This is a genomic window from Micromonospora sp. NPDC051006, assembly GCF_044456245.1.
Lineage (GTDB): Bacteria > Actinomycetota > Actinomycetes > Mycobacteriales > Micromonosporaceae > Micromonospora.
In genome coordinates, this window is sequence record NZ_JBITFP010000026.1 from 57,039 (window position 1) to 69,856 (window position 12,818).

The 12,818-nt window shown below is 73.0% G+C and carries 12 protein-coding genes; 8 read left to right on the forward strand and 4 right to left on the reverse strand.

The window, feature by feature from the left end:
• Positions 1–83: 83 nt before the first annotated feature.
• Together dnaG and ACIBBA_RS28760 are read left to right on the forward strand one after the other, a co-directional pair.
• The gene (gene dnaG, locus ACIBBA_RS28755; RefSeq protein WP_396701291.1) at positions 84–1,961 is read left to right on the forward strand and encodes a DNA primase; all 1,878 of its coding nucleotides are present in this window, start codon (positions 84–86) and stop codon (positions 1,959–1,961) included.
• Positions 1,962–2,498 (forward strand): hypothetical protein, encoded by a 537-nt coding sequence (locus ACIBBA_RS28760; protein WP_396701293.1) that lies wholly within the window; start codon positions 1,962–1,964, stop codon positions 2,496–2,498.
• Positions 2,499–2,553: 55 nt separating this feature from the next.
• Here ACIBBA_RS28760 and ACIBBA_RS28765 read toward each other — a convergent pair whose 3' ends face one another.
• Positions 2,554–3,573 (reverse strand): TAXI family TRAP transporter solute-binding subunit, encoded by a 1,020-nt coding sequence (locus ACIBBA_RS28765; RefSeq protein WP_396701295.1) that lies wholly within the window; start codon positions 3,571–3,573, stop codon positions 2,554–2,556.
• Entirely contained in the window at positions 3,570–6,014 is a 2,445-nt protein-coding gene (locus ACIBBA_RS28770; protein WP_396701297.1) for a TRAP transporter fused permease subunit, read from the reverse strand. The genes ACIBBA_RS28765 and ACIBBA_RS28770 overlap by 4 nt, the downstream gene beginning before the upstream one ends.
• Before the next feature lie 94 nt (positions 6,015–6,108).
• On the opposite strand from ACIBBA_RS28770, the gene ACIBBA_RS28775 reads away from it, so the two are divergent.
• Together ACIBBA_RS28775 and ACIBBA_RS28780 are read left to right on the forward strand one after the other, a co-directional pair.
• Positions 6,109–7,041: an ABC transporter ATP-binding protein gene (locus ACIBBA_RS28775; RefSeq protein ID WP_396701299.1), complete on the forward strand. Its 933-nt coding sequence runs from the start codon at positions 6,109–6,111 to the stop codon at positions 7,039–7,041.
• Positions 7,042–7,128: 87 nt separating this feature from the next.
• Positions 7,129–7,668 carry a hypothetical protein gene (locus tag ACIBBA_RS28780; RefSeq protein ID WP_396701301.1) on the forward strand — a complete coding sequence of 180 codons (540 nt, stop codon included), beginning with the start codon at positions 7,129–7,131 and terminating at the stop codon, positions 7,666–7,668.
• Between the two features lie 64 nt (positions 7,669–7,732).
• Here ACIBBA_RS28780 and ACIBBA_RS28785 read toward each other — a convergent pair whose 3' ends face one another.
• Entirely contained in the window at positions 7,733–8,065 is a 333-nt protein-coding gene (locus tag ACIBBA_RS28785) for a hypothetical protein (protein ID WP_396701303.1), read from the reverse strand.
• Positions 8,065–8,379 (reverse strand): PadR family transcriptional regulator, encoded by a 315-nt coding sequence (locus ACIBBA_RS28790; protein ID WP_396701305.1) that lies wholly within the window; start codon positions 8,377–8,379, stop codon positions 8,065–8,067. Before ACIBBA_RS28790 ends, ACIBBA_RS28785 begins: the two co-directional genes overlap by 1 nt.
• A 194-nt stretch (positions 8,380–8,573) precedes the next feature.
• Here ACIBBA_RS28790 and ACIBBA_RS28795 point away from each other — a divergent pair, with 194 nt between their 5' ends.
• The 4 genes from ACIBBA_RS28795 to ACIBBA_RS28810 all read left to right on the forward strand — a co-directional run bounded on the left by ACIBBA_RS28795 (position 8,574) and on the right by ACIBBA_RS28810 (position 12,813).
• Positions 8,574–9,371, forward strand: coding sequence for an ABC transporter permease (locus ACIBBA_RS28795; protein WP_396701336.1), 798 nt, complete (start codon positions 8,574–8,576; stop codon positions 9,369–9,371).
• A 12-nt stretch (positions 9,372–9,383) separates the two neighbouring features.
• Positions 9,384–10,193 (forward strand): ABC transporter permease, encoded by an 810-nt coding sequence (locus tag ACIBBA_RS28800; RefSeq protein WP_396701307.1) that lies wholly within the window; start codon positions 9,384–9,386, stop codon positions 10,191–10,193.
• A 63-nt stretch (positions 10,194–10,256) separates the two neighbouring features.
• Positions 10,257–11,351, forward strand: coding sequence for a YihY/virulence factor BrkB family protein (locus ACIBBA_RS28805; RefSeq protein ID WP_396701309.1), 1,095 nt, complete (start codon positions 10,257–10,259; stop codon positions 11,349–11,351).
• Between the two features lie 283 nt (positions 11,352–11,634).
• Positions 11,635–12,813 carry an ROK family protein gene (locus ACIBBA_RS28810; protein WP_350874059.1) on the forward strand — a complete coding sequence of 393 codons (1,179 nt, stop codon included), beginning with the start codon at positions 11,635–11,637 and terminating at the stop codon, positions 12,811–12,813.
• Positions 12,814–12,818 lie beyond the last annotated feature (5 nt).

Here is a 12,818-nt window from a genome sequence, read left to right on the forward strand (position 1 = left end):
CACGCGATCCGGCTCACCCGGCGCGCCCCCGGCGGCGGATCGTCGGCCCGGCAGGGCAGGATGTAGGCCGAGGGGGTGCATCCATGGCTGGCCGGATCCGGGACGAGGACATCGCGCTGGTCCGCGAGCGCACCTCGATCGCGGACGTCATCTCCGAGACGGTGACCCTGAAGTCCGCCGGTGGCGGCAACCTCAAGGGGCTCTGCCCGTTCCACGACGAGAAGAGCCCCTCGTTCAACGTCTCTCCGGCGCGCAACGTCTGGTACTGCTTCGGCTGCGGGGCCGGCGGCGACGCCATCAAGTTCCTGATGGACGCCGACCACCTGAGCTTCGTCGAGTCGGTCGAACGGCTCGCCGCCCGCGCCGGTATCCAGCTGCGTTACGTGGAGGGCGACACCCCGGCCCCGCGTAGCCGCCCCCAGCAGGGGCAGCGGCAGCGGCTGGTCGCCGCGCACGCCGCCGCGGTCGAGTTCTACCGGTCCCAGCTCACCACCGCCGGCGCCCGGCCGGCCCGCGAGTTCCTCGCGCAGCGCGGCTTCGACCGGGCGGCCGCCGAGCGCTACGGCTGCGGCTTCGCCCCCGAGGCCTGGGATCTGCTCACCAAGCACCTGCGCCAGCAGGGCTTCACCCACGACGAGTTGGTCACCGCCGGGCTGTCCCGCCCGGCCCGGTCGGGTTCGCTGATCGACCGGTTCCGCCGGCGGCTGCTCTGGCCGATCCGCGACCTCACCGGCGACGTGATCGGCTTCGGCGCCCGCAAGCTCTTCGACGACGACGACGGCCCGAAATACCTCAACACCCCCGAGACCCCGATCTACAAGAAGTCACACGTCCTCTACGGCATCGACCAGGCAAAGCGGGAGATCGCCAAGCAGGGCAAGGTGGTCGTGGTCGAGGGCTACACCGACGTGATGGCCTGCCACCTGGCCGGGGTGACGACGGCCGTGGCCACCTGCGGCACCGCCTTCGGCGCCGACCACATCGGGGTGCTGCGCCGGCTGCTGCTCGACACCGACGCGGTGGCCGGCGAGATCATCTTCACCTTCGACGGCGACGCCGCCGGGCAGAAGGCCGCGCTGCGCGCCTTCGACGACGACCAGCGCTTCGTCGGGCGTACCTTCATCGCGGTCAGCCCCGACAACATGGACCCGTGCGAGCTGCGACTGGCCAAGGGCGACCTCGCCGTCCGTGACCTGGTCGCCCGCCGCGAGCCGCTCGTCGACTTCGCGCTGCGGCACATGATCAGCCGCTACGACCTGGACACCGTCGACGGCCGGGTCGAGGCGATGCGCCGGGCCGCGCCGCTGGTGGCCAAGCTCAAGGACCGGGAGAAGCGCCCGGAGTACGTCCGCAAGCTCGCCGGCGACCTCGGCATGGAGATCGAGCCGGTGCAGCGGGCGGTGCTGGCCGCCGCGTCGGCTCCCGCCGGCCGGGAGGCGCCCGCCCCGGTCGCCGCCCGGTCCGTCGCGGTCGCCGAGCCGGCGGTGGAGAGCCCTCAGTCGATGGTCGAGCGGGAGGCGCTGAAGCTGGCCCTCCAGCAGCCGGTGCTGGCCGGGCCGATGTTCGACGCGGTCGAGGCGGCGGAGTACCGGCACCCGGTGCACGTGGCGGTGCGCGAGGCGATCGCGGCGGCCGGCGGAGCCGCGGCGGCCACCGGCGGCGCGGTGTGGATCGAGTCGGTCCGCGACGTCTGCCCCGATCTCGCCGCCCAGGCCCTCGTCGGTGAGCTGGCCGTCGAGCCGTTGCGGATCGACGGCGACCCGGATCCGCGGTACGTCTCGGTGACCATGGCCCGGGTGCAGTGGGGTTCGGTGACCGGCCGGATCCGTGATCTCAAGTCGCGCATCCAGCGGATCAACCCGGTCAACAACAAGGACGAATACTTCGCGCTCTTCGGCGAGCTGCTGTCGTTGGAGCAGCACGCCCGGGCGCTGCGGGAACAGGCCGCGGGAGGGCTCTAGATGGGACTGTTCAACCGCCGGCCCAAGCTGCCCCCGGCCGACCGGCCGCCACTGGCCCCCGACGAACGGGTGCTGGCCTGGGCGGCGGCCGGCAACGGCGAGGGCGACGGCGTGCTGGTGGCCAGCAACCTCGGGCTCTGGCTGCCCGGTCGGGGGCACCGGCTGGGCTGGCACGACCTGCTCAAGGCGGTCTGGTCCGGGCGGGAGCTGACCGTCACCCCGGCCGAGCGGGTCGCCGAGCGGGACGGCTACCTGGTCGTCGCCGACTGTCCCGCGGAGACCTACCTGCTGCTCGACCCGGGTGACCTGCCGCACCAGGTGCGGGCCCGGGTCACCCGCTCGGTCGCGTACACCCAGCACCACTCGATGCCCGGCGGCGCCGGCCGGATCGCCGCCCGTCGCGTGTCCGGAGTGGACGGCCTGACCTGGACGGTCCGCTACGACCCGGGCAGCCCGGTGGACGACGCCGAGCTCATCGCCGAGACCGACCGGCTGGTCGCCACCGCGAAGGCCGCGACCGCTCCCGCCGACATCTGACCGGCCGGGGCGACGCCCGACCGTCGACCGGCGGGAGCGGCCCGCCCGAGTTCGCTCAGCGCGCCCCGAGGTCCGCCAGGGCCTTGTCCGCGCCGCGGTGCAGCGGCACCGGGTCGGTCCGGCGGGCGTTCTCCAGGCTGATGCCCTTGGCCGCCGGGTTCGCCTGGGCCAGCGCGTCCTTCTTCTCGAACACCGTCCGGGTGATGGCGCAGGCGACGTCGGCGTCGAGATCCTTGCGCACCAGCAGCACGTTCGGCACCACGATGGTCGGGGTGTCGGCCGCCGTGCGGTACGCGTCCCGACCGATGGTGCCCGCCTGGTAGGCCGGGTTCAGCTCGGCCATCTTCGGCAGCAGCGGCGTGACGTCGAGGAACCGCACCTGGTCGCCGGCCGTGGTGAACAGGTCGGTCACCCCGCCGGTGGGCAGCCCGCCGGACCAGAAGAAGCCGTCGATGCTGCCGTCCTTCATCCCCTCGACCGTCTTGGTGAGGTCGAGCCGCTGCGCCTGGACGTCCTTGGCCGGGTCGAGGCCGGCCGCCTCGAACAGCCGGTTGGCGATCACCTCGGTGCCGGACTTGGGCGAGCCGGTGGAGATCCGCTTGCCCTTCATGTCGGCGACCGAGGCGATGCCCGCGTCGTTGCGTACGACCACCTGGGTGTAGTTGTCGTAGATCCGGGCCAGTGCCTCGACCGGCTGGGCGGCGGTGAAGCTGCCCTTGCCCTGCACCGCGTTGACGGCGGTGTCGAAGAGTGAGAAGGCGACGTCGTACTGGCCGGCGACCAGCTGCTCGACGTTCTGCACCGAAGCGCCGGTCTCGGCGGCGGTGCCGGTCAGCCTGCCGCCGGTGGCGCCGGAGAGTTGGCCGGCCAGGGCGTTGCCGACCACGTAGTAGACGCCCGTCGCGTTGCCGGTCGCGATGCCGACCCGGGTGTCCCGGGTCACCTCGCAGGTGACCTCGCTGGCGGTGTCGTCGCGGGCCGCGCCGCCTTGTTTGCCACCGCAGCCCACCGTGCCCGCGGCGACGAGGGCGAGCACGCCGACGCCGGCGCCGAGCCGAAGCTTGATCCCGCTCACTGTCCTACCTCCCTGAGCTCCGCCGGTGATCCGGCCCGCGGCCCGCCGGTCCGGCCGGCGGATCCGCGTCGTACGAACACCCCCGTCACCGCGAGCGCGGCCAACGCGAGGCCGACCGCCACGGGCACGGGTTCGAGCCAGAGCAGGGTCACCCCGGCGAGCGCGGCGAGCAGGCGTTCCGGCACCCCGGCCGGGCCCACCCCGGGCAGCCAGCCGCCCGCCGCCACGGCGAGCACGGCGACACTGAGCGCGATGACCGTGCCGGCGAGGACGATCCGTTGCGGGCCGCCGATGCCGAGCAGCCCGAGCCCGGCGGGCGTGATCACGAAGGCGATCGGGGTCAGGTACGCCGGCAGCGCGTAGCGCAGGGTCTGCCACATGGTCGGCACCAGCCGCCCGCCGGTCACCGCGGCGGCGGCGACGGCGGCGAGCGCGGTCGGTGGGGACACCTCGGAGAGCGCCGCGAAGTAGAAGACGAACATCGCCGCCGCCGGGGTCGCCACCCCCAGGTCGATCAGGGCCGGTCCGATGATCACCCAACCGATCACGAACGAGGCGGTGACCGGCACGGCGAGCCCCAGCAGGCTGAGCGCGACGGCGGCGAGCACCGCGGTCAGCATCAGCACCAGGGTCGGGTCCGAGGTGACCGCCTGGGCACCGTCCACGAGCAGCGCGGCGGCCTGCGGGCCGAGGCCCGTCTTGGTGGTGGTCGCCGTGATGATTCCGGCGGCGGCGCAGACGGCGGCCACGGCCAGCACCCCGCGCACGCCGGTGACCAGGGCGGTCAGCGCCCGCAACGGGGTGAGCCGGTGGGCGCGGTCCAGGAAGGAGAGCACGGCCGCCAGGGCCGTGGCGAGGACCACCGCCCGGGTCGCCGAGACGCCCACCGCGAGCAGCGCGATGATGACGAGCAGCGAGGCGAAGTGGTAGCCGAACCGGGCCAGCAGCCGCCACGGCGAGACGGCGTCGAGCAGCACCGGCCGTACGCCGGAACGCCGGGCGTCGATCTCCACGGAGAGCAGGATGCCGAGGTAGTAGAGGATGGTCGGCACGGTCGCCCAGCCGAGCACCTGCAGGTAGGAGACGCCCAGGTACTCGGCGATGATGAACGCCGCCGCGCCCAGGGTGGGCGGCGAGAGGATCGCGCCGACGCCGGCCGCGGCCAGCATGCCGCCGGCCCGCTCCGGGGGGTAGCCGGCCCGTCGCAGGATCGGCCAGGTGACCGCGCCGATGCTCACGGTGGTCGCGGCCCCGGAGCCGGAGACGGTGCCGAGCAGGAACCCGGAGGCGACCGCGGTGCGCCCGGCGGCGGTGCGCGAGCGGCGGAACGCGGCGGTGGAGAGCGTCACGAAGAACCGGCCGGCGCCGGAGAGGTCGAGCACCGCGCCGTAGATGGTGAAGAGCACGATGTACGAGGCGGCGACGTCGAGCGGGGTGCCGTAGAAACCGCTGTCGGAGTTGTAGAAGGCGTCGACCAGTTGGCTGAAGTCGAGCCCCGCGTGGGCCACCGGCCAGGACTGCGGCAGCAGCCCACCGTAGTAGCCGTAGCCGAGGAAGAGCAGGCAGACCGCGGGCAGGACCCAGCCGGTGGTCCGCCGGCACGCCTCCAGCAGCAACAGCAGCAGCACCGTGCCCATGACCAGGTCGACCGGCGCGAGCAGGCCCTGCCGGTCGAGGAAGGCGTCGTAACCGCCGCCACCGGAGCCGAGCGACAGCGGCAGCACCGGATAGAGGCAGGCGGCCAGCGCCAGCAGGGCCAGCGCCCAGTCGGCCACGCTGGGCCGCGTCCGGGCCGCCACGGGCCGGGGTGCGTGGCGTCGTCGGAGCCGCAGATCGGCCGGGTAGGCGAGGAAGACCAGCGGCAGGATCCCGGCCAGGAAGATGATCAGGTAGTACTTGCTGCCCTGCGGCAACGGCCGGAACACCTGCCAGAGGGCGAGCGCGCCCACCGCCAGCGCCATCCCGCCGAACAGCAGGCCGATCGGCCCGGCCAACACCCGGCCGGGCTTCTCGTCCTCGAACTGCGCGGCCAGCTCGGGCACCCCGGCCGGCGCGCCGGAACGGGTCGCCCCGTCGTCGACGGTCCGGCTGGCCGGGCCCGCCGTGTCGAGGGATCGCTCCAGTGCGGGCGGCGGGTCGTCGCGGGTCGCGGTGGCGTCCGGCTCGTCGGCGGCTTCCCTTTCGGGGCTGGCACGAGTCGCCGGTGCGGTGCGGCCGGGCGGGTTGTCGGCGGGTGCGGCGGTGGTCTCGGGCGCGGTCGCCGAAGGTGGGCCGGCGGTCGGATCGGATGGGTCGCCGGCGTGTGCGGTGACGGTCTCCGCGGTGGGCGCGGGCGCTGGTCGCGGGGCTGCCCCGGCGTCGTCCGGGCCGGTTCCGGCACCGGTCGAGCCGTCCGGACGCGGCTTCGGCGGCGAGCCGTCGGGGGAACGGGTGGGCGACACGAAGGGACGATACACGTCAATGCGCTGCCGGCGGGGGCGGCGCGGCGGGGATAAATGGGGTGGAGCTGTCGGACCCGGTGGCTAGGGTCGGGCGGTGACCACTGCTCAACCACTCATCCGGGCCCGAGGGCTGGTGAAGCGGTTCGGCGACTTCACCGCCGTCGACGGCATCGACGTCGACGTGCAGCCGGGCGAGGCGTTCGGTTTCCTCGGCCCCAACGGCGCCGGCAAGTCCTCCACCATGCGGATGGTCGGCTGCACCTCGCCGCCCACCGGTGGCGAGCTGCGCATCCTCGGCATGGATCCGGTTCGTGACGGGCCGGCGATCCGGGCCCGGCTCGGGGTCTGCCCACAGCTGGACAATCTCGACCCCGAGCTCACCGTCCGCGAGAACCTCACCACCTACGCCCGCTACTTCGGCATCTCCCGCCGGGTGGCCCGGGAGCGGGCCACTGAGCTGCTCGACTTCGTCCAGCTCGCCGAGCGGGCCGACAGCAAGGTCGAGCCGCTCTCCGGCGGCATGAAGCGCCGGCTCACCATCGCCCGCGCGCTGGTCAACGAGCCCGAGATCGTGCTGCTCGACGAGCCGACCACCGGGCTCGATCCGCAGGCCCGGCACCTGGTCTGGGAACGGCTCTTCCGGCTCAAGCAACAGGGTGTGACGCTGGTGCTGACCACCCACTACATGGACGAGGCCGAGCAGCTCTGCGACCGGCTGGTGGTGATGGACGGCGGCCGAATCGTCGCCGAGGGGTCGCCCCGGTCGCTGATCGAGCTGCACTCCACCCGCGAGGTGGTGGAGCTGCGCTTCGCCGCCGAGTCGCAGGAGGCGTTCGCCGGCAAGCTCAGCGGGCTGGGGGAGCGGGTCGAGGTGCTGCCCGACCGGATCCTGCTCTACGTCTCCGACGGCGACGCGGCGCTGGTCGAGGTGCAGGCCCGAGGCCTCACCCCGGCCAACGTGCTGGTCCGGCGCAGCAGTCTGGAGGACGTCTTCCTGCACCTCACCGGCCGCACGCTGGTCGACTGAGACGCCGCACCGTCCGGCGGCCGGCCGGGGCGTAGCATCCCGGAGTCCCGGCCGCCGGTGGCCCGGGCAGGGCGAGCGGGGGTTCGGGTGTCTGTTGTGGAGGGTCGGTTGCGGCGTCAGGACGGGCTCGGTGCGCTCTATCTCGGCATCTTCGCCACCGTCTGGTTCAGCGTGCCGGCCGCGGAGCAGCCGCTGCGCGGCGCACTGCTGGCCGGCAGCGTGGCCGCCCTGCTCACCGCCGTCGGCGGAGGGATCGTCACAGCCCGGTCCCGGGGCGCGGAAACCGGGCCGCGTGACCGGGCGGCGGGCCGTCGCTACCTGCTGATCGTCGTCGCCGAGTTCGCCCTCGCCGGGCTGGGTGCCGTGGCGCTGGCCGCCGCCGGCTGGTCGGAGTTCGTCCCGGTGCTCGTCTGCGCCGTGGTGGGGCTGCACTTCTTCCCGCTCGCCCCGCTGCTGGGCGACCCGCTGCTGCGCCCGCTCGGGGTGGCGATCTGCGCGGTCGCGCTGGCGGGGCTGTTGACGGGGCTGGCGACGGGGGTGTCGGCGGGTCTGGTGGTGGGCACCGGCACCGGCGTGCTGCTGCTCGGCTACGCGCTCCGGGCGTTGGCTCGGGCGGCCCGCGGCTGAACCGGGCCGCACCAGCCACCGACCGGGCTTCGGCGAGCGCGGCGCGGTAGTGGGCGGCCAGCCTTCACTGGACGAGCAACACCCCGACGCCGGCCAGCACGGCCATCGTGGACAGGGCGGCGAGAGCGACGGCGCGGCGGCGGGCGGTGGGACCGCCGACGAGGCGCAGGGCGAGGGCGAGCGGGCCGATGGGAAGCATGGACGGCTCCTTCCGGGTGGTGATGGCGATCCGGGCGGCGGCGACGACGATTCCCGCCGCGATCCGCACCGGTGACAGGTCGAGTTCGGCGGCGTCGCGCACGTCGGCCAGCCACTGTTCGAGGTGGCGCGCCCGCTGCCCCGCGTCGGGCAGGAGCGCCGCCGCGCAGCGGACGAGGGCCGCGGCCAGCCGATTCATCAGGCCTCCCGGGGGCGGGTGGGCCGGAGCGTGGCGCGCCCCGCGGTCGCTCGGGCGCAGACCCGGCGCGCTTCACCGGCGCCCTCGGCGGTGAGCTGGTACATCCGGCGCCGGGGCCCCCGCCGCTCGGTCTCCGCCTCCCAGGTGGAGGTCACCCAGCCGTGCCGCTCCAGCCGTTCCAGCAGGGGGTAGACGCTGCCGGAGGGGCGGCCGGTCAACTTGATGATCTCCAGACCCCAGCGCGGCTGCTCGCTGTCGAGCAGCACGCGCAGCACGTCGACGGTCGCGCCGCCGATCCGTCCGAGCGGTTCCACGGGAACAAGGCTACCTATGTAGATTAAGGCTGTCCACCGGAACGGGCAGCTGCCGCTTCCGTCAGCGCGGCCGGAGCGGAAACTGCCGCGACACCCGCACCGGGTGGTCGTAGGGTGGCTCGGGCCTGTCGTACCCCGGGGGTAGGAAGGTCGCAGCGAGCGGACGGCGAGTCAGGGTGGTGATCGTGGTGGGCGTGACGCCGTCGGCGGGTCGGGTCCGGCCTGCGCTGCCCCGGGTGCCCGCGCTGGCCGTGCTCCACTACTTCCTGGTCGGCTACCGGCGCACCTGGCGGGCCGGTGTCTTCTCCTCGTTCCTGCTGCCGGTGCTGACCGTGCTCGGCTTCGGGGTCGGCGTCGGCGCCTACATCGACCAGGGCGTCGGTGGGGTGCCCTACCTCGACTGGCTGGTGCCCGGGCTGATCGCCTCGACCGCGTTGCAGGTGGCCATCGGCGACTCGACCTGGCCGGTGTTCAGCAACTTTCAATGGATCAAGACCTACTTCGCGCAGAGCGCGGCCCCGCTGCGGGTCGGCGACATCCTGGCCGGGCACCTGCTCTACGTGCTGTTCCGGGTGCTCACCACCATCGCCGCGTTCCTGCTGATCACCGGGCTGTTCGGCGCGCTCCGGTCGCCCTGGGCGGTGGCGGTCGTGCCGGTGGTGGCGCTGCTCGGGCTGGCCGTCGCCGCGCCCACCTTCGCCTACAGCGCCGCGGTGTCCAGCGACAGCTGGCTGGCCATGCTGTTCCGCTTCGCGGTCATCCCGATGTCGCTCTTCGCCGGCGTCTTCTTCCCGGTCGAGAGCCTGCCCGAGGCGCTGCGCTGGCTGGCCTACGCGACGCCGCTCTGGCACGCCGTCGACCTGTGTCGGGCGGCGACCCTCGGCGTCGCTCCGCAGTGGTCGGTCGCCGGGCACCTGCTCTACCTCGCGGCCTGGGCGCTGGGCGGGTGGCTGCTGGCCCGCGCGGTCTTCCGCCGCCGGCTCGTCGTCTAGGAAGGGTTCGCTGTGGTCAGTCTGGTCCTGCCCCGGCTGGTCGACGTCTCCGCCGCGTCCCGGCGGTCGGTCTCGGTGGCCGAGCGCAACGTCGCGGCGCTGAAGTCGGTCTACTGGCTGCTGCTCATCTCCGGCTTCGTCGAGCCGCTGCTCTACCTCTTCTCCATCGGGGTGGGTGTCGGTGGGCTGGTCGGCGACCTCACGCTGCCCGGCGGCCAGGTGGTCAGCTACGCGGCGTTCGTCGCCCCGGCGATGCTCGCCTCGTCGGCGATGACCGGCGCGCTCGCCGAGACCACTTTCAACTTCTTCGGAAAGATGAAGTACATGAAGCTGTACGACGGGGTCATAGCGACCCCCGTGCAGCCGTTCGAGATCGCGCTCGGCGAGTTGGGCTGGGCGATGTTACGCGGCAGCGCCTACTCCGCCGCGTTCCTGGTGGTGATGGCGTCGCTCGACCTGACCACCGTCGCGAGAGCGGCGACCGCGTTCCCGGCCGCGGTGCTGGTCGGCTTCGCCTTCGGCGCGCTCGGCATGGCGCTCTCCACATTCATGCGCAGCTGGCAGGACTTCGACCTGATGGGCTCCGCCCAGTTCACCCTCTTCCTCTTCTCCGGCACCTTCGTCCCCGCCGAGGCCTACCCGGCCGTGCTGCGCTGGCTGGTCGAGGTGACCCCGCTCTACCGGGCGGTGCACCTGATCCGGGGCGTCTCGCTCGGCACCGCCGGTTGGTCCTGGTTGCTCGACGTGTTCTACCTGGTCGTGGTGATGGCGCTGGGGCTGGTGGTGGCCTCAAGGCGGATGGGCCGGCTGCTCTACAAGTAGGTGGTTACCCGCTGCTTCGTCGGGGCATGTCCTGAGGGCATCGCCGACAACGAGGAGGGGCGAATGGCCGCCGACGAGTCTTCCGCCCGGGGTGGGCGTCCCCGCGGGGACGCCGGTGCCCGGTCGGCCGGGGAACCGGCCGACGAGCGCTCCCACACCGGTGGCCAGCCGGGCCGGGACCGGGGGCCGGTCGGGCCCGACGAGGGCCCGCAGAGCCCCACGGCGCTGCCCGGCACCGGGTGGAAGGCGGCGCTGCGCCGGACGGTCCGGGAGTTCCAGGACGACAACCTGACGGACTGGGCGGCCGCGCTGACCTACTACGGGGTGCTCTCGATCTTCCCCGGCCTGCTGGTGCTGATCTCGATCCTCGGCCTGCTCGGGCCGGACGTCACCAAGGGCGTCACCGACACCGTCAACCAGGCGGTACCTGAGGGCAACATCCAGACGATCATCGTGGACGCGATCGGGCAGGCGCAGAAGTCCGGCGGGCTGGCGAGCGTGGCGGCGGTGCTCGGTCTGCTCGGTGCCTTCTGGTCCGCCTCCGGCTACATCGCGGCCTTCATGCGCGCCTCCAACGCCATCTACGACGTGCCGGAGGGGCGGCCGATCTGGAAGACGCTGCCGATCCGGGTCGGCGTGACCGCGGTGATCGGCGTGATGCTGCTGGTCAGCGCGGTGATCGTGGTCTTCACCGGGCGCCTGGCGGAGCAGGTGGGGGACGCGATCGGCCTGGGGTCGACCGCAGTGACGATCTGGAACATCGCCAAGTGGCCGGTGCTCCTGGTCCTGGTCAGCCTGATGTTCGCCATCCTCTACTGGGCCTCGCCGAACGCCCGGCACGGCGGGTTCCGCTGGGTCAGCCCCGGTGGGGTGCTGGCGGTGGTGATCTGGTTGGTGGTCTCCGGGCTCTTCGCCGTCTACGTCTCGAACTTCGGCTCGTACAACAAGACGTACGGCGCGGTGGCCGGCGTGATCATCTTCTTGGTCTGGCTCTGGTTGACCAACATCGCGATCCTGCTCGGCGCGGAGTTCGACGCCGAGCTGGAGCGCAGCCGGGCCATCGCGGCGGGCCACTCGGCCGACGAAGAGCCGTACGTCGAGCTGCGCGACGACCGCAAGCTCCGGAAGAAGCGGAACTCCGCCGACCGCCGCCGCTGAGCGAGGGGGAGACGCAGGTTTCCCGAGAGAGTGGCCGCCCGCCCGGGCGGCCACTCTCTCGTCGTGTCCCGAGGACCGGAACGGCGCGCAGCAGGAGGTCGGAGGCGTTCGTCTGGCCGGAGGCTTTCCTTGATCCACTATTAGCTTTTGTTCGTTCGGACAAAAGTTGGAGTCAGATTGGCTGAAGCTCTGGACATGTAGCGCGGAACGCTCCTACTGTGTCGGACACAACACATCGACGTGGCGTCGATGTGAAAGACCCGCGATGCGGAGGTGAGTCCCGGTGCGGACGGAAGACCCGCTGCACGTCCGCCTCCTGCGGTTGCTGCGCGACGAGGGCGCGGTCTCCCGGGCCGAGCTGGGCGACCGGTTGCAGATGCCCCGCCCCCGGCTGTTGGCCGAGCTGGAGCGGCTGGTCGCTCTCGGCTACGTCGCCGAGGCCGGGTTGGCCGCCTCCCGGGGCGGACGCCGCTCCACCCTGGTGGAGCTCAGCCCACACCTGCGCTTCGCCGCCGTCGACCTGGGCGCCAGCTCCATCGACGTCGAGGTGGTCAACGGCCGGCTGGAGCCGGTCGCGGCGTACGCGGAGCCGGCCGACATCCGCTCCGGCCCGAAGGCGACCCTGCAACGGGTCAACGAGCTGCTGCACAAGGCCAAGGTGGACGGCGCGTACGAGCGGCTGGACGCGGTCGGCGTGGGCGTTCCCGGGCCGGTCAGCTTCCGCGACGGCGTGCCGGTGTCGCCACCGATCATGCCGGGCTGGGACCGCCACCCGGTGCGTGAGCTGCTCACCCGGGAGCACGGCTGCCCGGCGGTGGTCGACAACGACGTCAACATCATGGCGATCGGCGAGCGGCACGGCGGAGTCGCCCACTCGGTGGACGACTTCCTCTTCGTCAAGATCGGCACCGGCATCGGCTGCGGCATCTATCTCAGCGGCGAGGTCTACCGGGGCACCGACGGCTGCGCCGGCGACATCGGCCACATCCAGGTCGACCCGCACGGCCCGATGTGCTCCTGCGGCAACGCGGGCTGCCTGGAGGCGCTGTTCAGCGGTGCCGCCCTGGCCAAGGACGCGACCGTCGCGGCGCGCAGCGGCATGTCGCCGGCGCTCGCCGAGCGGATGGCCGCACACGGCATGGTGACCGCCCTCGACGTCGCCGAGGGCGCGGTCGAGGGGGACGTGACCTGCATCCAGCTGATCCGGGACGGCGGCCGGCGGGTCGGCGGCGTACTGGCCGGGCTGGTGAGCTTCACCAACCCGTCGATGATCGTGATCGGCGGCGGGCTCGCCCAGCTCGGGCACATTCTGCTCGCCGAGATCCGCAGCGTGGTCTACCGCCGGTCGCTGCCGCTGGCCACCGGCAACCTGCCTGTCGTCCTCTCCGAACTCGGCCCGCGGGCCGGCGTCGCCGGCGCGGCCGTGCTCGCGAGCGACGTGGCCTTCGGGGAGGCGTCGTGAGCGCG